We start from the raw sequence: 22,949 nt of genomic DNA, 5'->3' as shown, positions 1-22,949 counted from the left end.
TTGGAATGACCACGAAGTTTTAATTCGGCAAAACTCTAATTTTTTTTGAAGCCCTCCCCATTTTATTCTAAATTCGCTCCATCCAGTCTAATCGAATTGCCGCAAGATCGAGTGAACCTTTCTCAACTGACTGCTCATTTTTTCTGACCCCTGCTCACTGATGATTGATTACTGATTACTGATTACTGATTACTGATTACTGATCACTGATCATTTCGCTTGCCAGGAGTTGCTTAGCTTCCTCATCGCTAAGCGTGACGAGCTCTGAGATTAAGTCGGCCAGTTTTTGTTCTCCGCGTTGTTCAGCTTCCATTTTGACCGTAGTGGCGCTGAATGAAGCTGGTGGCAAAGTAGCGATCTTTTCAGCGAGGCCTGCGATAGTGGGCTCTTCGAATATGGCACGGAGCGGCAATTCTACTTGAAATTCATCTTGAACATGCGCGATAAATTGGGTCGCTAAAAGCGAGTGTCCACCTAAGTCAAAGAAGTTATCAGAAATGCCGACCTGCTGGATGTTGAGCAATCTGGCACAAATATTAGCCAGTTTTGCTTCAATATCGTTGCGAGGAGCAATATATGGATTCTCCAGCGTCGCTCGAGAGAAGTCGGGTGCAGGCAATGCCTTGCGATCTACTTTGCCGCTGGGCGTAAGAGGGAATCGCTCCAGTTGCATCAAGCTGGCTGGGACCATATACTCTGGCAGATGGCTGCGCAGGAAGCGACGCAAGTCGGCTAGATCCATTTGGCTTTCCGGAGCAACTGTGAAATAGGCCACCAAGCGTCGACCTCCCGATGGATCCTCCCGAACGACGACTGCCGCATCCCGCACGCCAGGGTGACTGGCGATCAGCGTTTCGATTTCGCCCAACTCGATCCGAAAACCGCGCAGCTTCACCTGTTGATCGATTCGGCCTAAAAATTCGATATTGCCATCGGGCCGATATTTGACCAGATCGCCAGTGCGATATAGGCGTGCTCCTGGCTCACTGCTGAATGGGTTTGGAATGAATTTCTCCGCAGTCAAATCAGGACGTCTCAGATAGCCTCGTGCCAGCCCTATCCCTCCGACGCACAATTCACCGGGCACACCGATCGGAACTGGCACAAGATTCGAATCCAAAATGTACAATTCGAAATTGGCAATGGGACGACCAATGGCTGGATTACGATCCTCCTGCGCGTCGATTGAATAGGCAGAAGCGCAAACCGTGGTCTCGGTGGGACCATAGGCGTTGAACATCTGGCGTCCGTTCGCCCACCGATCGACCAGATCTTTGGTGCAGGCTTCGCCTGCGGTGATGAGGGTGCGCAGCTCAGGCAAATCAGTTTGAGGAATGACTGCCAGTACCGAGGGCGGCAAAGTTACCGTCGTGATCTGCTCGTGCTGCAACACGTGCAGCAAACTTTGACCAGTCAGCAGCGATTCTTGATCAGTCAGTACCAAAGTCCCGCCACTCCCCAGCGCCATTACCATTTCCCATACAGAAGCATCGAAGCTGAGCGCTGAGAATTGCAGGATACGACTATCTGGGCCAATACCAAAGAGCATCTGCTGCACACGACCGAGATTGCACCAACCGCGATGCTGGATCATTGTGCCTTTGGGCTTGCCAGTCGAACCTGATGTATAGATCACATAAGCTAAATTTTCTGCATCCATTTCGATGTTTGGGGTTGATGTTGGATATCTGAAAATATTTTCCCATTCGGTATCAAGGCAAACCAGCCGTGGCCCAATTGGTTCGAGCTCGCTAGCGAGGGCTTGTTGAGTGAGCACCATCGTCGCATTGGAATCGCTGATCATATAGGCTAAGCGTTCTTTGGGATAAGCCGGGTCAAGCGGGATGAAAGCCGCTCCAGCTTTGAGGCTGCCCATTACGGCGATTATCATTTCTGGTGATCGAGTCATGCAGATCCCAATTAGGTCTTCCACATGGACCCCCTGAGCGATGAGATAGTTAGCCAATTGGTTGGCACGCCGGTTGAGTTCGGCGTAACTGAGCTGCTGATCCTTATAACGAACCGCAATTCGGTCGGAATGGGTCGCCGATACCTGCTCAAACCATTGATGCATGGCAAGTCCATCGGGAAACGGCATTCGGGTCCGGTTCCAATCGATCAGGATCTGTTGATGCTCCGCTTCGGATAGGAGCGGAAGCCGCGAAATGGACTGATCTGGATGACTGAGAGCGAGGTGCAGAACACGCTCGAAATGCTCCATGATCCGCTGAATGGTAGCTGGATAGAACAAATCGGTATTGTATTCAACTATTACTTCGAGCCCATCCGAAGCTTCAGACGCGATGAGCGAGAGGTCGAATTTCGCGGTGCGGGTCTCAATCTGAATTGGTTCGAAAGTCAAGCCTGGTAACTCAAGAGGTTCCAGCGGCATATTTTGCATGACGAACATCACTTGAAACAGTGGTGTGTGGCTCAAATCGCGCTGGGGTTGGATGGCTTCTACCAGCATTTCGAACGGTAAGTCCTGATGAGCATAAGCTGCCAAGGTGACCTCTCGAACCCGGCGCACCAATTCTTTAAAGCTCGGTGCATCACCAAGCTGAGTGCGCAGTACCAGCGTGTTGACGAAGAACCCGATCAGACCTTCGATCTCAGAGCGATTGCGGCTGGCGTGAGGTATCCCAACTGCGATATCTCCCTGTCCTGTGTACCGAAACAGCAGCGTCTTGAACGCCGCCAGGAGCGTCATGAATAAGGTTACGTTTTCTTGACCACTGAAATTTTTAGCAGATTTGAGCAGATCAAGGGATAACTTTCTCGTCAGGGCGGCACCATTGGCGCTTTGAATGGCTGGCCGAGGTTTATCGGTCGGAAGTTCCAACATCGGGGGCAAACCTGCCAACTGCTGTTTCCAATAATCCAACTGCTGCTCGAGCACCGATCCAGTCAGCCAGCGGCGCTGCCAATTGGCGAAATCAGCATATTGAATCGGCAGGTTTGGCAGTGAGATTGCCTGATCTTGGCAAACGGCTTGGTAACATGCCGCGACTTCTTTAATGAATATCGCCATGGACCAACCATCGGAGATGATATGATGCATGGTCACCAAAATGACGTGCTGTTCTGGTTGTAACCGAATGATGCTGACACGCAGCAGAGGGCCACTGCTGAGATCGAATGGCCGGATCGCTTCCTCAGTGGCCAATTGCTGTACCCTCAGTTCCTGATCGCCCTTGTTCATCTGGGTGAGGTCGATGATCTCTATTTTGATCTCAGCTTGATCTGAGATGATTTGATACGGTTTGCCCTTGCTCACCTTAAAGCTGGTCCGGAGCGTTTCATGGCGTTGAATCACTTGTTGAAGGCTCTGCTTTAAGGCGGAGATATTTAAATTTCCAATGGCGCGGAGCGCGATGGGAATGTTATAGAACGGGCTATTGGGTTGCAACTGATCCAAGAACCAGAGCCGCTGTTGAGCAAACGAGAGAGGAATCTCTTGATCCCTGGGCATTGGTTCAATCGCGGGCATTTCGCTGATTGGTCCAGCCGCGCGAATCGCGTCGATAGCGCTGGCCAACTCAGAAAGCGTGGCGGAATCGAATATCTGTCGCAGCGGGAGTTCGATTTGAAATGCATCGCGGATGCGGCTTTGTAGGCGAACACCTAATAGCGAATGTCCACCCAATTGGAAAAAATTATCATTTAGCCCGACGCGATCGACCTGCAGAATGTGCGCCATGATGGTGGCGAGCAGTTGCTCCGTTGCCGTACGAGGGGGCACATAGCGAGCTGCGGTCAGAAAGGCCGAATGGTCAGGAGCGGGCAAGGCCGCTCGATCGATTTTACCATTAGGGGTCAGCGGCAAGTGATCCAGCATCATGAAACGCGCTGGAACCATATAGTCGGGCAACTTGGTCTTGAGAAAAGCTTGCAGCTCTGCAACCGAAAAACCTTCAGCGAGTGAGCTGTCGGGCACAAGATAGGCGCTGAGCGATTTTTCTCCATTTTGATCCTCATGTACCGCCACCGCTGCAGCTTTTATCCCAGGGAACTGATGAATCACCGCTTCGATTTCCTCCATTTCGATCCGGAAACCGCGGAGCTTGATCTGATGGTCGACCCGTCCCAGATATTCAAGATTGCCATCAGGCCGATAACGCACCAGATCTCCAGTTTTATAGATCCGTTGGCCCGGTTTGCTACCGAACGGGTCGGCAATGAACCTTTCAGCCGTGAGGTCTGGCCGATTGAGATAGCCTCGGGATAAACCAACGCCACCGATATAAAGCTCTCCTGGTACGCCGATTGGGACCGGCCGAAGGCGCTCATCGAGAACGTAGAACTGTTTATTTTGAAATGGTCGGCCAATGGGAACACTATCTTCACTCAGCAGTAATGGATCGACCCGATAGAAACTTGCTCCGACTGAAGTTTCTGTTGGGCCATAGGCATTGACGAATGTCCTTCCGATCGCCCAGTTCTCAACGATTGGAGCATGACAAGCTTCGCCAGCAGAAATGACTGTGCTCAATTCGGGCAGGTCCGCAGGATCGAGGAGATTGAGCATGGATGGCGGCAAACAGACAGCATTGACCGCTTGAAGCTGCATCAATCGTTTCAGTTCAATAGCTGACATCACCTCATGCTGCTGTGCAATCACTAAGGTAGCTCCGATGATTAAGCAGGGAAATATTTCAGCCACTGAGGCATCGAAACTGAGCGATGCAAACTGAAGCATACGACTTTGGGGAGATAAGTTAAGCAATCGGGCGAACTCAACCACGAAATTAATGACGCCGCGATGTTCGAGCATCGTTCCTTTGGGTCGCCCAGTTGAACCTGAGGTGTAAATAATGTAAGCAAGATTTTCTGGGTTAACTGTGGTTCCCAGGTTCTGGTCATTAAGCTTCGCAAGCTGTTCCCATTGCGTATCGACACAGATGGCTTCGATCTGATCCAATTCAAATCTATCGAGCAAGGGCTGCTGCGTCAACAGAATAGAAAGCTGGGCATCGTGCAGCATGAACATAATGCGATCTTTGGGGTAATTCGGGTCGATGGGCACATAAGCTCCTCCTGCCTTGATCGTTGCTAGTACCGCCACGATCATCTCGATCGATCGCTCCATGCTGATCCCCACCCGCATCCCAGGCCCTATGCCGCGCTGCTGGAGAAAATGGGCCAGTTGATTGGCTCGTCTGTTCAATTCCAGATAGGACATTTTTTCATTCTTGAAGATGACCGCGATCGCATCAGGTGATTTTGCGACTTGTTCCTCGACGAGTTCGTGCAGACAACGACTTTGTGGAAACGGTGCGGCGGTCTGGTTCCAGTCGAGCAAGATCTGCTGCCGCTCGGCAGAGCTTAGCAAATTGAGCTCTCCCAGTGATTGCTCGGGATTGGCGACAAATCCCTCTAATAACGTGGTGAGATGGTCCAACATCCGTTCGACGACCAGTCGCGACAGGCGATGAGTATCATAACAAATGAGCAGATACATCTGCTTGCCCGGGGCGCCGACCAAGGTGATCGGGTAATTTGTTTGTTCGATCCCATGCACATTCGAGATCTCAATATCGCTATCCCCCATCAGTAATGCGCTGTCGATCGGATAGTTCTCGAATACAAGAATGGATTCAAATAGCGGTGTTCCTTTCGGCAGTTCGCTCCATCGCTGGATTTCCACCAAAGGAGCGAATTCAAATTGCCGCATTTCGATTTGCTGTGCATGCAACTGTTTCAGCCAGGGGATTAATCCTGCTTGGTCAGAAACAACCACCCGCAATGGCAGCGTGTTGATAAACAGTCCGACCATCGATTCCACTCCGGGCAGTTCGGCTGGCCGGCCTGAGACCGTTGTACCGAATACCACATCCGATTGGCCGCTATATCGACTCAACAAGATCGCCCAAGCGCCTTGAAGCAAGTTATTCAGCGTAATCTGATGTTTCCGCGCCAGGGATTGCAGCTCTGCTGTGAGAGATTCGGACAAATAGCGCTTCGTTTCGTCGTAGTTCTTATCTGGTTTTGGCTGAGCTTTGGAAATTTGATCCACGACCAGCGGGGTGGGCGCATAGAATCCAGCCAATGCATTGCGCCAGTATTGTTCGGCTTCTGCAATGGATTGCTGTTGAAGCCAATTGATGTAATCGCGATAGGGACGTACCGCTGGCAAGCGAATATCTTTGCCCCGAGCCAGCGCCTGGTAATAGACAAATACCTCTTTCATCACCAGAGGTAGGGACCAACCGTCCAGCAGCGCGTGATGATGACACCAAAGAAACTGGTGGCGATTTTCTCCCAGACGAATTAGGGTGATGCGCAGCAACGGAGGTTCATTCAAATTGAACCCAGTCTGCTGATTGGTGCGGATGAGCCGCTCGAGCTCCAGCTGTTGTTCCGCCTGGTTGAGGTGACGCCAATCCAGTACTTCGAATGGTAGTGAAACTTGCTTGTGTACAACCTGGAGGATCCGATCCAACTTTTTCCACACAAAAGAAGTTCTTAGAATGGGATGACGTTGTACCACGCATTGCCAAGCCTGTTGAAACGCTGGAACATTGACCGCTCCTTCCAAGGTTCCAGTTAATTGTTCTATGTATACTCCAGAATCGCCAGCATAAAGGCTATGGAACACCATGCCCTGCTGCATGGGCGATAATGGATAGATCGCTTCGATATTTCGTTTATCCATAGGCATCCTATCGTTACACTTGCTGTAATTCACTTAAAATATCATTCAATTCTTCCTGACTCAGCGCTGCCTCGACAAAGTCGGAGGGTGTATAGAAACTGGTTTTTGCCGAAAGACAATGATCAATCAATTGATGCAGGTTATTGATATATTGTTGGGCTAATTTTTCGATCGTTTCACGACGGAAATGATTTTCGCTGAAACACCAGATGAGCTGCAATCGGCCATTGGTGATGCTCCCACTGATACTGATCAAGTGAGTCCGCTGATTGGATGGGTGCCGATGAAGACCGATCAGCTCGTTGCTCAATTTGAACTGCATCGAGTGGAAGCGTAGCTGATCTAATTGGCCGATATAGTTGAAGCTCAGTTCGGGCTGCGGTTGATGATTTAAAGGTTCTACCAAACGACGGTTTTCATTCAGATATCGCAACAGGCCATATCCAAAGCCGCGATTCGGAATGCGTCGGAGCGTTTCTTTGACTTGGACCAGCGCCTGGCCAGGATCGATGCTTTGCTCTAAGCTAAGAAGCACAGGAAAGATTGAGGTGAACCACCCGACGGTTCGCGATAGATCGACGTCTTCGCTGATTTCCTCCCGACCATGTCCCTCCAGGTCGATTAATAGCGTCCTTTTGCCGGTCCACTGGGAGAAGGTCTGAACCAAGGCAGTCAGCAGCACATCGTTGATATCCGTGCCGTACACTGGAGAAACTTCTTTGAGCAAAGCCTGGGTATCTTTTTTGCAAAGCGCTATTGAAATTTCGGCGGCAGAGCCTTCAGAATTGACCATCCGATTTTTGGGGTAGTCAAGCGGCAAAGGAGCCACCGCGGCACGATCCAGTTGCAACCAATATTGGAGCTCATTGACGACCGCAAGGCTCTGGGCATGCTCAATGAGTCTCTGGGCCCACGCAAGGTACGACGTGGTTGGCGCCGGTAAGTGAACTTTGCTTCCCTTATTGAGCTGACCATAAACGGTCAATAGGTCCTCTAATAGGATGCGCCATGAGACAGCGTCTATGGCGAGATGATGGATCACGATGAGTAATCGATCCAATTCAATGGTGGGCATTTTGATCAGCGCCACGCGGATCAGCGGCCCCTGAGTTAAACTCAGGCTGGCTTGCAACTCGACCCCGATCTGCTCGATTGTCTCTGTCAGATCTTGTTCTGCCACCTGCGAGAGGTCGATGCAAATGAAAGGGGTGGGAGTCGGCTCAGAGTCGATTCTTTGGCGCCAACCCAAATTAGCTGATTGAAACCGTAGCCGCAACACGTCGTGATGCTGGATCAGGTGCGCCACTGCAATATGCAGTCGCTGGCTGTCCAATCGTTGGTTCGAAATTAAAAGCACTGCTTGATTCCAGTAGTTTGGTTCCGCGAAATTGCGTTCGAAGAACCACCGCTGAATCGGTGTGAGCGGCGCAATGGTCGGGGCAACGGCTTGTTCGACCCGGATCGTTTGCAGGGTGGTAACCCGTTCAGCCAATTGAGCGATAGTCGGCGTCTGAAACAATTGTTTTGCCGTGAGCTTCATGCCAGCTTGATTGGCGCGAGCGATGACTTGGATGCTCAAGATTGAATCGCCCCCGAGCTCAAAGAAATTATCATGGATGCCTACCTTCTCGATGCCCAGAACTTCCCGCCAGATTTCCGCAAGTTTCATCTCGATCGCAGAAGTCGGGGCAACAAATTCGCTCAGCAGCTCTGGTCGATCCTGATCCGGAGCGGGAAGCGCTTTGCGATCAACTTTCCCCGTTGGTGTCAGCGGCAAAGAATCCAATATCATGAACGCCGATGGGATCATGTACTCGGGCAACTTGTTCTTTAAAAACTCACGAAATTCACTTACCAAGGGGGTTCGACCGTTGCACATCGTCATAAAAGCCACCAGTCGTTTTTTGCCCGCATGATCTTCTTGAGAATCAACCACAGCTTCTTTGATCGCAGGATGTTCCATGAGTGCTGATTCGATCTCTCCTAATTCGATTCGGAACCCCCGGATTTTCACCTGCAGATCCGTCCTTCCCAAAAACTCGATATTCCCATCGGAGAGAAATCGCGCCAGATCACCACTGCGATACAATCGCGCACCAGGTTGCGCGCTGAACGGATCGGGGATGAATTTCAGTGCTGTGATATCGGGCCGATTGAGGTATCCCCGAGCTAACCCGATGCTGCTGATATATAATTCCCCAACGACCCCGATGGGGACTGGGGTTAGGTTGGCATCTAAAACATAAAGTTTGCAATTATCGAGTGGTCTGCCAATGGGCACGCTGGAAAGATGACCTGGCAAATCATTCGTGCGATATGCCGATACCACCACGGTCGCCTCGGTAGGGCCATAGACGTTGTAATATTCACGATTTCGAGCCCAGCGCGTGACGATCTCGCGGGTGGTGGCCTCACCGCCAGATCCCAAATACATCAATTGATCCAGGCCTTCATCTGGCAACACCGCTAAAACAGAAGGCGGCAGAATGGCTGTGGTGATGGCTTGCTCGCGCATGAAATTGAGCAGCCCGGGACCTGGTAATAAATTGTCTTCTTCCACAATATGCAAACAGGCGCCTGAGAGCAATGTCATAAAGATATCCGCCACCGATCCATCAAAACTATATGAGAAGAACTGAAGCACCCGACTTTCAGAACCGAGCTTGAAAAGCCGAGCATAAGCCTGAGTGAAATTGATAACGCCACGATGAGAGAGTAGCACTCCTTTGGGTTTACCGGTAGAACCGGAGGTGTAGATGATGTAGGCAAGATTGCCTGAATCGATCTCAATAGGAAGGTTTGAGTGATCCTCTTGAGCGATGGCATCGGCTTCGCTATCGAGGCAAACAATCTGGCCATCATAGGCTGGAATTTTGGGCAGTACGGCCTGCTGTGTCACGAGGACGGGTGCACCAGCATCTTCCAACATATAGCGTAGCCGCTCTTCAGGGTAATTGGCATCCAACGGGAGATAGGCGCCCCCAGCTTTGAGAATTCCCAGCATCCCAATGATCATATCGAATGATCGTGGCACGCAGATGCCCACTGGCACTTCGGCAGCGACGTTAAGCTTGCGCAGATACCTTGCCAATTGATTAGCCCGCTTATTGAGTTCCCGATAGGTGAGCGATTGACCCGCACAGACCAAGGCAACAGCATCTGGGGTGCGAGCAGCCTGCGCTTCAAACATCTCAGGGATACATCGAAAGGAGGGCAAATTAACTTCGGTGCGATTCCAATCGACCAGCAACTGGTGCTGTTCTACCTCAGTCAATAGCGCAAGTTTGGTAATGGGCTGTTCTGGATGGGAGATTGCTGATTGCAGCAACGTGATGAGATGTCCCGCCAGGCGATCGATGGTGCTGGATTCAAATAGATCGAGATTATATTCAAAAAATCCCTGAAATTGTCCTTCAGCTTCCCACATCACCAACGTGAGATCAAATTTTGCAGTATGGGTATCCACATCGTAAGGTGCAAGTTGTAGCCCAGGCAGTTTCACTTGGTTCATGAAGTTCTCCTGAAGCACGAACATCGCCTGGAATAGGGGAGCGTGGCTTAGATCCCGGTTCGGTTGCAATTCATCAACCAACATCTCAAACGGAACATCTTGATGGGCGTAGGCTTCGATGGCTGCCTGGTGAACCCGGTGGAGTACTTCGCGGAACGAAGGCTGATGCGCGAGATTCGTTCTGATCACCAGCGTATTGACGAAAAAGCCGATCAAATGCTCAAGCTCAGCGCGCGGTCGATTGGCGATCGGCGTTCCAACACAGATATCGGTTTGATTGGAGTAACGGGAGAGCAATGTCTGGAACACAGCCATTAATCCCATGAACTGGGTTACCTGTTCCTGCTGGCAAAGCTGTTTGAACTGGTTGGTGAGCTCTTCTGGAATTCGAATGAATCGTCGATCCCCACGAAAACTTGTATAGGCTGGTCTTGGACGGTCAGTGGGAAGCTGGAGCATGGCGGTACAATTCCTCAGTTGCGTCCCCCAATATTCAAGTTGATCTTTGAGCAGCGCGGTTTGGAGCCATTGCCGCTGCCAATAAGCGAAATCGGCATATTGAATGGTCACATCTGGTAACGGGGAATCCTCGCCGTCCAAGAAGGCCTCGTACAATGCAGTGATCTCCCGCAGCATGATGCCGATTGACCAGCCATCGGCGATAATATGATGCAGAGTGACTACCAGGATGAACTCATCGGGTCGCAGCTGAAACAGCTTGGCCCGGATCAACGGGCCGGTCGATAGGTTGAATGGGATCTGAGATTCCTGGTTCGCAAAGCGCTGTGCTTCGACTTGCTGATGCGATGGTGGAAGATGCTGCAAATCGATGACTGGAATCTTCAATTTTAATCTTGGCAGGATCACCTGCTCGGCCTTGCCGTCGCTATCGACAAAAATCGTTCGAAGAATTTCATGACGCCGAATAATTTCATTAATCGCCAATTCCATAATCGGGATGTCGAGCCGGCCTTTTAAATGCAGCGCGACCGGCATATTGTAAAGGGCACTGTTGGGTTCAAATTGGTCCAAGAACCAAAGGCGTTGCTGTCCAAAAGAGAGCGGCAGTTTTTGACTCCGAGAGATCGGCTCGATGGGTACAATATTCGGTTTGGTTTGTGGTTTCTGAAGCGGCTCCTTCAAGTCTGGCCGTAACTGTCTCACCTGCTCCGCAAATTCGGCCACGCTTGGCGCAAGAAAGATCGAACGGACATTCAATGGGATGTCCAGTATTTGCTGCAATTGATTGGTTAACACCGCCGCTTTGATCGAATCACCGCCCAGTTCAAAGAAATTATCAAACACACCAACCTGATCGAGATGCAAAATTTGACAAAAAGCATCGGCGATCTGCTGTTCCAGCAGGGTTCTTGGCGGCACAAGCGTGGCTGGCGAGGCATTTCGCGCTGGTGATGGAATCGGTAATGACAAGCGATCCACTTTACCACTTCGGTTCAGCGGAAATGCCTCCAAAAAAACATAGGTGTTTGGGATCATGTAATCGGGCAATTGTTGCATCAGATATGATCGTAACTCCCGCTGGGTCACCGCTGCTTCGGGCCGAGCGATCAAATATGCCACCAGCCGCTTATCGCCGGGACTATCTTCGCGTGCCATCACCACTGCGTCCTGAATGGCAGAATGGTTCGCCAGCGCTGCTTCAATTTCACCCAGCTCGATCCGAAAACCTCTGATTTTGACTTGATGATCTATTCGACCCAAAAACTCGATCGTACCGTCTGGCAGATAACGAGCGAGGTCTCCAGTTCGATATAGTCGTTCATCAATCCCAGCTCCAAATGGATTGGGGATAAATTTTTCGGCTGTCAAATCTGGCCGGCCAAGATAGCCTCTCGCAAGGCCCAATCCCGCAATACATAGTTCTCCGGGCACGCCAATCGGCACAAGATTAAGAAATTGATCGATAATATAGACCCGGACATTGGGGATTGGCTTTCCGATGACTGGCTTCGGGATTGCAGCGCGAATGGGACAAATCAGGGAATCAACTGCACATTCTGTAGGTCCATACATGTTAAAAGACTGAACTGAATCGGCTTCGATCAAGGTCTGCCAGGTGGTTGGATCGATCGCCTCTCCTCCAGGCAAAATGATCGAGGGAAGCAATGCTTCCTGACTCAACAGACCTGCCTCGATTAAAAGCTTAAGCTGAGAAGGAACGCAATCCAGGCCATCCAATTGGTTGATCCGAATAAAACTGACCAGTGCTTCTGGATTCTGCCTGATCTCAGGGGGAATAATACAAAGCGCATGACCGTTGAGCAGCATCAAAAATTGTTGCACTGATGCATCGAAGAAAATGGGGGCATTGAGGCTGAGCCGCAGCTTTCTATTACCGAATTGGGAGTAAATTTGCTGATTCAATGCCACCCATAGATTGATCGCCGCACGGTGGGATATCATCACGCCTTTTGGCTGCCCTGTAGATCCGGATGTATAGATGACATAAGCCAGATTTTCAGGCTCAACGGAGATATTCGGATTGTGAACTGGAAAATGGGAGATATTGGGCCAATCTTCATCGAGGCGAATGATACGAACATCAGCATTTTCGGTCGGCAAAGGAATTGAACCAGAGGTCAATACAAAATTGGCATTCGCGTCATTTAAAATAAACGATAGCCGCTCTTGTGGATAACTGGGGTCTAATGGCAAGTAGGCCGCCCCAGTTTTGAGCACGGCTATCATCGCTAACACCATTTCAATCGATCGCTCGATACAGATGCCAACGATAGTTTCTGGCCCAGCGCCAAGTGAGATCAGATAATGCGCTAGGCAATTGGCGCGCTCGTTCAATTGGCCGTAGCTGACGTGCTGTTCTTGAAAAATTACTGCTGTTGCATCAGAATTCTGTTCTGCCTGCTGTTCAAACAGCCTATGGATCAATGGTATCGCTGGGAGTTCGGCTACACCATTATTCCACTCGATGATCATCTTATGCTGCTCTGCTGCCGTCAATATTGCCAGTTGGCTGATCCTCTGATCTGGATTTTGAACGATTTCACTCAAAATTACCTGGAAATGCGCTGCCATTCGCTCGATAGTCGTGGCCTGAAACAGATTCGTGTTGTATTCAAAAATGGCTTTAAGGCCGCGATCGGTCTCTGCCAATGAAACCAACAGATCAAATTTTGCTGTTTCGGTATCGATTTCATGAACCTGAAACTTCAAATCGGCCAGTTGCAAGGGCAATTTAGATGCGTTTTGCAGATCGAACATCACCTGGAACAGCGGAGCATGGCTGATATTTCGATCTGGTTGGATCGCATCCACCAAAATTTCAAACGGCAAGTCCTGATGTGAATACGCGGCAGCGGTCACCTGGCGAACCCGATGAAGCAATTCTCGAAATGTGGGATTTTCAGACAAATTTGCCCGAATGACCAAAGTATTCACAAAACATCCGATGAGGGGTTCGATTTCGCTGCGGTTTCGATTGGCCACTGGCGTACCGATGCCAAAATCCTCTTGTCCAGAATAGCGATATAGCAGCACTTGAAATGCAGCAATCAGCGTCATAAATAGAGTGGTTCCCTCTTTTTGACTGAGCTGCAGAATTTTATCAGACAAATCTTGAGGGACATAAAACACGAAATGGGCACCGTCAACATTTGGCAGAGTAGGTCTTGGATGGTCAGCGGCCAACGAAAGTACCCGGGGCATTTCTTGCAATTGATTTTTCCAATAATCCAATTGCGATTGCAATTGTTCTTGAGCGATCCATCGCCGTTGCCACTGGGCAAAATCAGCGTATTGAATTGGCAAATCTGGCAAATTTGGGGTCTGCTGGCTTTTGAATGCCTCATAACAAATGGCCAACTCTCGGAATAAAATTTGGGTGGACCAGCCATCCGATATGATATGATGCAAGGTCAAAAGAAGGACATATTCCTGGATCCCTAACTGAATGAGTTTGACGCGGATCAGCGGATCGCGACTCAGATGAAATGGTGTTTTACCTTCTTCTCTCACCAGCCGATCTAATTCGGCCTCCCGTTTCACTGGAGGCAGGTGGCTGAGGTCGATGATCGGTAGTTGTAAAACGAGCTCTGAGAGGATCTTTTGTACTGGATGATCTTGTTCGACAATGAACCTTGCCCTTAAAACCTCATGGCGCCGGACAATTTCCTGCAAGCTGCGATGCAACGCAGCGACGTTCAAGCGACCCTGAAGCCGGATCGCACCAGCAATATTGTACAGCGGCCGATCGGGATTGAGCTGATGAAGAAACCACATCCGTTCCTGAGAATAGGACATGGGAAATTCATCTTGATTTTCCCTTTTGGGAATAAATTGGCGTTCCGAACGACTTCTCGCGCTTTGTTGCAGCCGCAACATCAGCAACGCTTGCTTCTCCGGGGAAAGCTTTGCGATACGATCAGCATAATTGTCCATAACCCCGCCTCCAGTATTAAAAGTACGATCAAAGTCGATACATTTCAGTCAGTCCCAACGAATGGACGCGTGAATGCATCGAAGAGAAAATTTAAATGAAATGGAATTGCTTCTCTATCAGTCACCTCGCTGTTTCTAAGGTCGCATTTAATAAGTTTTCTGCTTCAGCATCGCTGAGCTGTTCCAACTCAAATAAAAGCTGATCTAATTGCTCATTCTGATTGAGTTGAGCGCGAAATTGTGTAATAGCTAAAGCTAACCCAGCAATCGTCGGGGTTTCGAAAATCTTTTGCAATGGGATTTCAATTTGAAAAATATCCCTAACCCGCGACACCATTTGGGTGGCTAACAGCGAATGTCCCCCTAAAGTGAAAAAGTTATCATAGATCCCAATCGATTCGATCCCCAACAATTGCGACCAGAGGGCTGCTAATTGTTGCTCGATGGGTGTACGCGGTGCAACGAAATCGCTGGATCGAATTGCGGATGCCGAGCTTATATCTGGAAGTTTGGACTGGTCCACTTTGCCATTGGGATGCCGAGGTATCTCATCCACAAAGATGAAATGGAAAGGGATCATATATTCTGGTAACTTATCTTGCAAAAAAGTTCGCCAGAGGTGTGGATCTCGAAGTGACTCGCTTTCCCGATTTAATGACAAGTAGGCAGCAAGGGTCTTGTCATCAACTGAACTTTTGGCAACAATGACCACAAGATCTTTAATAGCTGGATGGTGCTGCAACGCCGATTGGATTTCGCCCAATTCCACCCGAAAGCCACGGATTTTGACCTGGTGATCCGCTCGGCCTATAAATTCGATAATACCATCGGATCGAAAGCGAACCAGGTCGCCAGTTCTATAAAGGCGTTCTCCTGGAACGTTGCTAAACGGATGTGGAATGAATCGCTCTGCTGTGAGGTCAGGACGATTGAGGTATCCTCGGGCTAAACACGTTCCGGCGATATAAAGCTCCCCTACGACACCGATCGGCACCATATTTTGTGCTCGGTCCAAGATAAATATTTCCCGACCTATGACCGGCTGTCCAATCGGGATTGTCGTGAGGTCATCGCTATGACTCTGAAGCGAGGAGGTCTCGAAGGTGGTCGCTGTAATGGTCGTTTCGGTTGGCCCATAAGCATTAAGCAGGCGAATTCGATCGTTTGCCAAATGCTGCCAGATTCGAAATCGTTCAGAAGTCATCACATCGCCGCCTACGATCATCAATCGAAGGTGGCCGGGGATGTCAAGGCTCGAAAAAAGTTCAACCTCGTTGAGCATCTGATTCCAATAACTGGTTGGAGGATTTACAACAGTTAATTGAAAATCATAAATTCGGCGATAGAATTCTATCGGGCTCCAAATCTCTTTGCCCCGTAGGAGCAACTGGGCTCCAGATAACAATGTGACCAAAATTTGTTCCAGTGCCGCATCGAAATTGATCGAGGCAAATTGAAGTACACGATCTTCCGCTCGAATCTGATAATGATGCGCAATGTGTTCACAATGCTCAGCAATCGCGCCATGCGAAATTTGTACACCCTTGGGTAATCCCGTAGAACCTGAGGTGTAGATGATATAGGCCAAATTCTCAGGATAGAGTTTCACATCAGGATTTTGATCATCTTGCTGGTCAATTATTGAATTTGATTGGTCCAGCGCAATAATTTTTGCCTTGCTCTGGAGAAGGGATCCAGCTAACTGATGCATGGTGATGATGATTTGTGCATCTGCGTCCGCCAACATAAAACTTATCCGTTCGGAGGGATAGCTTGGGTCCAAGGGGAGAAATACACCGCCAGATTTGAACACCGCCATCAGAGCAATGATCAGATCAATCGAACGCTCAAGATAGACACCCACTACCGTTTCAGGTGCTACTCCCAAGGAAATCAAATAATGAGCGAGCCGATTCGCCCTTCGGTTCAACTCATCGTAATTGAGCTTGTGATGATCCAAGATGAGGGCGGTCGCACTGGGAGAGTTGTTGACCTGTGCTTCAAAAACCCGATGAATGAAATTGCAGTCACTCGGTTTCTTAATTTTTGCACGTGCATTCCATACCTGAAGCTGCTGCAGTTCCGAATGCTGCATGATCTGAATGCGATCGATGGATTGCTCTGGATTTGCAGCAACAGTCTCCAATAATTTTTGGAAGTGACCCAGCATCCGTTGAATGGTTTCTTTTTTAAAAAGCGCGGAATTATATTCGATCGCTATGGCCAATCCATCTTCATGTTCCGCGATGAACATGGTGAGATCAAATTGGGTCATTAAATGTTGCAATGTTACATATTCAAAATGAATTCCAGCCAACATCCCTTTTCTGCCATGCTCTCGAAGCACCCAAGCAGCAATTGCATCCTTATTGAGCACCTTGGTAGTCTTTTGATAAGTTAACATCACTTGAAAAATTGGTGTAATGCTGGAATTCCGCTTGAGCTGAAGTTTTTCTACCATTAGCGGAAAAGGGTATTCGCCATGTTCAATAGCGGTTAGGATCCGTTGATTCATTTGCTCAAGAACATCCGAAAACTGCGGATGGCCTGAAAGATCCCCTCGGATTGGCAATGGATTGACAAAATAGCCAAGCACATTGAATGTTTCCTTGTTTCTCCCTGCAATCGGAGAACCAACAATGATGTCTGTTTGATCAGTATAACGATAAAGCAGTACCTGAAACGCCGCCATTAGCACACGGTAGAGAGATGCATTATAGCGTTCACCCATTGCGCGGAGTTTATTCTTCAGTTCAGCACTGAACTTGGCACTCTGAATCGCTCCATCGAATGACTGAACTGTGGGGCGCGGATGGTCGATCGGTAGATTGATAATCGGCAGGTCGCCTTCTAAAACCTTTTGCCAGTAATTCCAAAGTTTTTCTCCCTGCTCTGACGCAAGCAGTTTTGATTGCCAATATACGTAATCGGTATATTCGATTTTCAATGGGGGTAATTCGACAGGAATCCCTTGTAACTCGCTTGCGTAAAGAGTTTCAAATTCATTGAAGAATAAAGCGAAGGACCAGAGATCGGTGATAATATGATGTGCAGACACCAAAAATGTGTGATCGTGATTGGAACGGCTGAACAAATGCACTCTCAAAAGTGGACCAGCAGCCAAATCAAATGGCTGCCGCGCTTGTTCATTGATAGCCTCTTTTAGCTGGTGCTCATTCCAACCCGAAGCATCCACGGCAAAAAAGCCAGCGCTTTTGTGATGATGCACGATTTGTACTGGTTGCCCCTGATGAGAGATGAAAGTGGTCCGTAATGCAGCATGACGATCAACCAATTTTTGGAGAACCCGCGATAAAGCTTGTATATCCAAGCTTTCTTCTGTCCTCATCGCCCAGGTAATGGAATAGGCTGTAGTGCTCGGATTGAGTTGCTGCAAAAACCACAATGCTTTTTGGCCAGCTGATAGCGGATATGCTGTGTATTCAGCACTTCGCGGTAGTAAGTTGAAGTCCATAGCATCACCTCCTAAATTTTACCAAGCAAAGGCTTAGTATAGAATCAGCATCAGAGGCAGAACAAGATCGCTTTTACAATTCAGCCCAGATGTTACGAAATTTTTTCATCGTTAAAAAATTGTGATCGGATAATTGATTACACCGGTTTTTTATTGACAGCTTAGTGCTTTTATATCCAAAGCAAATTGGATTGGAAACTTAATAATGCGTTGAAGCACCTCATTTGAATTTTAAGCGTGAGCCTCTCTCAATATAAACGAAATTCTGATACCTAAGCATTCATTGCTTTGACATACACCCTTGAATTTGTTTTTAAAAGTGATCATGCAATTTTTAAATTGACTCACAAATGCATATTTTGCATAATTAGCCGATATTTTTTTTAATAAATTGCTTAATATTTAGAAATGAATTATTCTAGATAAAAATAATTACGACCAATTTAGTCTTGTATTTTAGCTTAAATTAATCCTTCTAAATTTTCAGAACAAATTTGTGTGTAAAATATTTTTATTTAAACAAGAGCATAGGGATGATGATCAGAGATGTGGATCCTAAAGAAAATAAGACCGTGTGGAGAATTTTGGATGTAAGCCAAAGGATGAGATTCAGGATTAGCGAGAAGAGAATATCATTAACAAGAAGAAGCTAAGAAGATCAGAAAGAGAATATTAAGATCAAGTAAATTCTATCATCAATTTTCTTTACTCAGGTCTTCTAATCCGGTTACTAATTTCTCTTCCCCCTAAAAATTCTTACCACTGCTGATCAAAAAATTAGTTAGCATTCTTTAACACGAAACTGGGTTTTGAGTTCCACAACTGCGAAAAAAAATATAAAATTCGAATACATTTGCATGGAATGAAAGTCTGATATTGTACTCAATAGCTTTTTGCAAAGCAACATAATATCGGACAACGTTGTTATCTAGATTAATAGCTTCAAAGCAGATTACTTTTTTAGCTCAACTCATATGCTTGATGACTCAAAAATGTTTGTCATTTCCCCAATTTATATCGTTTGAACTTCTGCTTTTGGATTGCATGACCGCTTGCTATTCAAATTTAGCAAGAAATGTTAATAAAAATGATATTCACAAAATTTTATGAATATTTATACTTTTCTATGACTCATCAAGCAAAGATATTTATTTTGAGCCCATCTAATATATAAAAAAAATCAAAATTGTCAAGAGAAATTTTTTTACTTTTGTTTACAAAATTTGATATAAGTGCTTTTTGAATTTTATTTTTAAATAAGAATTTAATTGATGATAATTTTTATAATGCATTGCTATTCAGTTTCAATAGCATAAGCAATTGGTCGTTATGAAAAATATTTTTGGTGAGCGAAGCAAAATATTACCCTTTTTATCAGGGTAGCGATAAAATTTTAATGATTTAATTCCAGCATAATAATTGATTTTGATGGTAATTTAATGAGCAGCTCTCCGTGATTGATTTGGACGTCCTCGAAATTTTTTATATTAACTTGTTCTGGTTTGCCAAAATCATTGAACGAATTAATTCGTTCCCCAGTGATAATTTGCCCAGCCACAAACTCCATTTTATCCAAACCTCTGATCTCGCATTGGACCTCTAGCGGTTCAACTGGATTCAGATTGCTTAGCGTGAGATGAATTAACCCTTGTTTATTTTTTGATGCTGAAGCGCTGATCGCTGGGATTGATTGTCCTTGATAGGAATATTTTTCGCAGATAATTTCTAAGGGTAGGTTGATGGCATCATGATGGACTTTATACATCTTAAAGACATAGTAAGATGGTGTTAAAACTATCTCTGGGCCTCGAGTCAAAATCATAGCTTGTAATACATTGATGGTCTGAGCAATGTTTGCCATCTTGACGCGATCGCAATGCTTGTTAAAAATATCAAGATTCACAGCGGCCACCATGGCATCTCGAAGTGTATTTTGCTGGTATAAAAATCCAGGATTTGTACCTGGTTCAACATCATGCCAGTTGCCCCATTCGTCAACAATGAGGGCAATTCGTTTTTCTGGATCATATTTATCCATAATCACAGAATGCTTTGTGATATATTCATCCATTTTCAGAGTCTTGGATAGCGTCAAGAACCATTCGGACTCATCGAATTCAGTAGCTGAGCCCTTTTTGCTCCAATCGTGACAAACTGTATAGTAATGGAGCGATAGGCCATTCATGTAGCCTCGAAGCCAAGAAGGAGTTTTCGCCCATTCGCTCATGATCACTTCAGTCCAATGATAATTATCATCGCTCGGACCACAAGCGATTTTGAAGAGTCGATTATCACCGTAATCCCGACAATAGGTAGCATATTGCCGAAGCTGATTGGAATAATACTCTGGCGTCATTGTTCCGCCGCAGCCCCAGTTTTCGTTGCCTATTCCCCAAAAGGTCACTTTCCATGGCCGCTCGCGTCCATTTTGCTTTCGCAGCCGGGTTATTGGGCTTTGTGCGTCAGATGTTAAGTATTCAACCCATTCCGCCATCTCTTGAACCGTCCCGCTTCCGACATTTCCGCAGATATATGGTTCACAACCCAACTGTTCGCATAAATCCATAAATTCATGGGTGCCGAAACTATTATCTTCGGTCACACCTCCCCAGTGCACATTTACGATGGATGGCCGTTTATTTCTGGGACCAATGCCATCCTTCCAATGGTATGTGTCAGCAAAGCAACCGCCTGGCCAACGAAGATTGGGAATGACGATCTCGCGTAGAGCTTTTACTACATCTGTTCGGATTCCCCGAACATTTGGAATATTTGAGTTCTCTCCAACCCAGAAACCACCATAAATACATCGGCCCAAGTGCTCAGAGAAATGACCATAAATATGCCTGCTGATTTGATGTTTGCCCAAATCCGCATTGATTATAATTCGGTTCTCTTTAGATTTAGCGAAAGAAGAAATTGGCAGCAGGTTAAACATCAGAATCATTGCTGAGATAATGAATGAAATCTCCATAGCCTTTCTCCTTCCTTGGAATATTTGATCGAGCGTTTTACCGAGAAGCTTTTTCTTCAATAGTTTGCCACTCCAATTTCACCAAGTTGTGTCATGAGAAGCAAAAATGAGCACAAAATAGCTTGAGGCTTTGGTTAATCCTTTAGCATCAAAAACTAAACATATTTTTAATCCAGTGAAAATACTTGGAAAAATCGAAACCGAATCTAATTAAAAAAAAGCAAAAAGTCAACGGTATTGATAAGTTGAGGGGAAATTTTAAAGGGATTTTCCCCTTTGTTTTTGGGTTTTCAAATCAAGAGTCATAATCGTTCTAAATTAATATTTCAGAAGCGACACATGATATCGAAATAGGTGTTGATTTCAGAATTAATTTTATTTAAATTTCTTCCTAAAAAAATGAAATCCTGATTATAATTCTCATGTCCAGATAAATCTCAAAATCTGTAGTCAATCTTCGGTATGTCAGGGAGTTGATCCGGCTAAAAAGATTTGATGAAGCGGAAAATATTTTAAATGAAATGTTGACCGAGCATCCGGATGATCCATACGTCCAGGGGACATTATTCGATGTTTATCTAAAAAAAGGTGTCCATTATAAAGCTGGAAGTGATAGGGTGCATAATGCTCTCGATAGGCGGACTTGAACTGCTCGAAATCCGAAAACAGCGTTTCCAGACCGTAGCTGTCAATGCTATTCTGAAAAGGATTTAATTTATCCCGCAGCGTTTGGTACAAATCATGTAAATCCGTGCCCTCGATCACGCCCAGCTTTATCCCAGTGACTATTTCGCCGAGATTCGGCAGGTCAGGGATAGCTCAGAGTTCAACATCCTCAAGCATCTGTCGGGCATCGAGCTGATCTGGGTGAAAAACGATTTCATTCGCATCCAGAACATCATCAATTCGATCCTGGCGTCGCAGTGTCAGCGGGATCTGTTCAGCGAGCTGCAATCCAAGCCCGTCTGCTCCTGCCAGTTGAAAGCGACGACAGCAGAGAAGAAATATGACAAAAATGAGCTGATGGGCATGATCAGGGCGGGCATCGAAGAATATCTGACCGCTATCAAGTCGAAGGATAATTACAACAAAATCGTGGAGTACAAGGTCACGGTCCGCCGACTGGCGGATGAAGATGTCGATGCAGGGGATGTGTTCGAATATTTTCTCAACCTAGATACGGCCACGTTTCAGTCGCTCACCGAGTTGGAGAAAAACATCAATCCCCACACCATCGCCAGCCTGAACGAAGCGCTGTCGGACGACATCATCATCGTGGAGCGGGACATCAACGAGCTGACCGAGGCGCTCTACGGCCGCAAATTCAAGCCCGACCAGTTAAAAGGCATTTTTGGGCAATGGCTGGATGAAGCAGCATTACCACGAGGCGAGGTCTATATTGCCATTAGTGATTCCCGCTCAGCGAGGGGAGAAGAAACTTCCCCTGCACTGGAACTGCCAGCCATCGTCACCCACGAGCTGAACAAATTATTGCCAGGCGAAAAGCTGGAGAGCGCCATTGAAAAAATCGTCTGCGGCTACCTGCATGCGACATTTGAACCAATGCAGATTGATATCCCAAGCTTTCAACAGGAATCGTTGGATAATGAAAAAGTCAAAAATATCATCGATCTCCTGCCGCAGGAGAAGGATTTAGCCGATTGGCTCTCGCCCAAAAATAGCGCCATCCTGTTTGAAGTGTTGAAGCTGGACAACCTGCCGCTGGAATCGGTCATGCGCCTGTACAATAGTTTACCCCGTTTGCCAGCGATTCGGAAACGGGCAATTGCCGCCATCTATAAAAAACTGAACACCTTTGACGAAACCAGCGTGACTGAGCAACTGACCGATCCTTCCGAGGAGACGTTCTTCCTGAAAAATGTACTAAGTTTGAATTCAATGAACAAATCTTCGTTCC

Annotated in this window: 5 protein-coding genes; 1 reads left to right on the top strand and 4 read right to left on the bottom strand. The window is 47.1% G+C overall.

Annotated elements, in window-relative coordinates; translation table 11 throughout:
* Positions 1–196 precede the first annotated feature (196 nt).
* The 4 genes from ONB37_13860 to ONB37_13845 all read right to left on the bottom strand — a co-directional run bounded on the left by ONB37_13860 (position 197) and on the right by ONB37_13845 (position 20,995).
* The gene (locus ONB37_13860) at positions 197–6,655 is read right to left on the bottom strand and encodes an amino acid adenylation domain-containing protein (protein ID MDZ7401242.1); all 6,459 of its coding nucleotides are present in this window, start codon (positions 6,653–6,655) and stop codon (positions 197–199) included.
* A gap of 13 nt (positions 6,656–6,668) precedes the next feature.
* Positions 6,669–14,582, bottom strand: coding sequence for an amino acid adenylation domain-containing protein (locus ONB37_13855; GenBank protein ID MDZ7401241.1), 7,914 nt, complete (start codon positions 14,580–14,582; stop codon positions 6,669–6,671).
* Positions 14,583–14,703: 121 nt separating this feature from the next.
* Entirely contained in the window at positions 14,704–18,057 is a 3,354-nt protein-coding gene (locus tag ONB37_13850) for an amino acid adenylation domain-containing protein (protein ID MDZ7401240.1), read from the bottom strand.
* Between the two features lie 1,393 nt (positions 18,058–19,450).
* Positions 19,451–20,995, bottom strand: coding sequence for an alpha-N-arabinofuranosidase (locus ONB37_13845; protein MDZ7401239.1), 1,545 nt, complete (start codon positions 20,993–20,995; stop codon positions 19,451–19,453).
* Between the two features lie 903 nt (positions 20,996–21,898).
* Between ONB37_13845 and ONB37_13840 the strand changes: the two genes are divergently transcribed.
* On the top strand, positions 21,899–22,949 hold a 1,051-nt coding region (locus ONB37_13840), incomplete at its 3' end, for a hypothetical protein (protein ID MDZ7401238.1).

The sequence above is a fragment of the candidate division KSB1 bacterium genome, assembly GCA_034506395.1.
Taxonomy (GTDB): Bacteria; Zhuqueibacterota; Zhuqueibacteria; order Thermofontimicrobiales; family Thermofontimicrobiaceae; genus Thermofontimicrobium.
Note: the sequence above shows the minus strand (reverse complement) of the source record. Positions and strands in the feature narration are given on the sequence as shown.

What these genes read in the sequence shown, in the direction of transcription:
- ONB37_13860 (MDZ7401242.1), bottom strand. Translation starts at nt 6,655, where the DNA reads ATGGATAAACGAAATATCGAAGCGATCTATCCATTATCGCCCATGCAG.
- ONB37_13855 (MDZ7401241.1), bottom strand. Translation starts at nt 14,582, where the DNA reads ATGGACAATTATGCTGATCGTATCGCAAAGCTTTCCCCGGAGAAGCAA.
- ONB37_13850 (MDZ7401240.1), bottom strand. Translation starts at nt 18,057, where the DNA reads ATGGACTTCAACTTACTACCGCGAAGTGCTGAATACACAGCATATCCG.
- ONB37_13845 (MDZ7401239.1), bottom strand. Translation starts at nt 20,995, where the DNA reads ATGTTTAACCTGCTGCCAATTTCTTCTTTCGCTAAATCTAAAGAGAAC.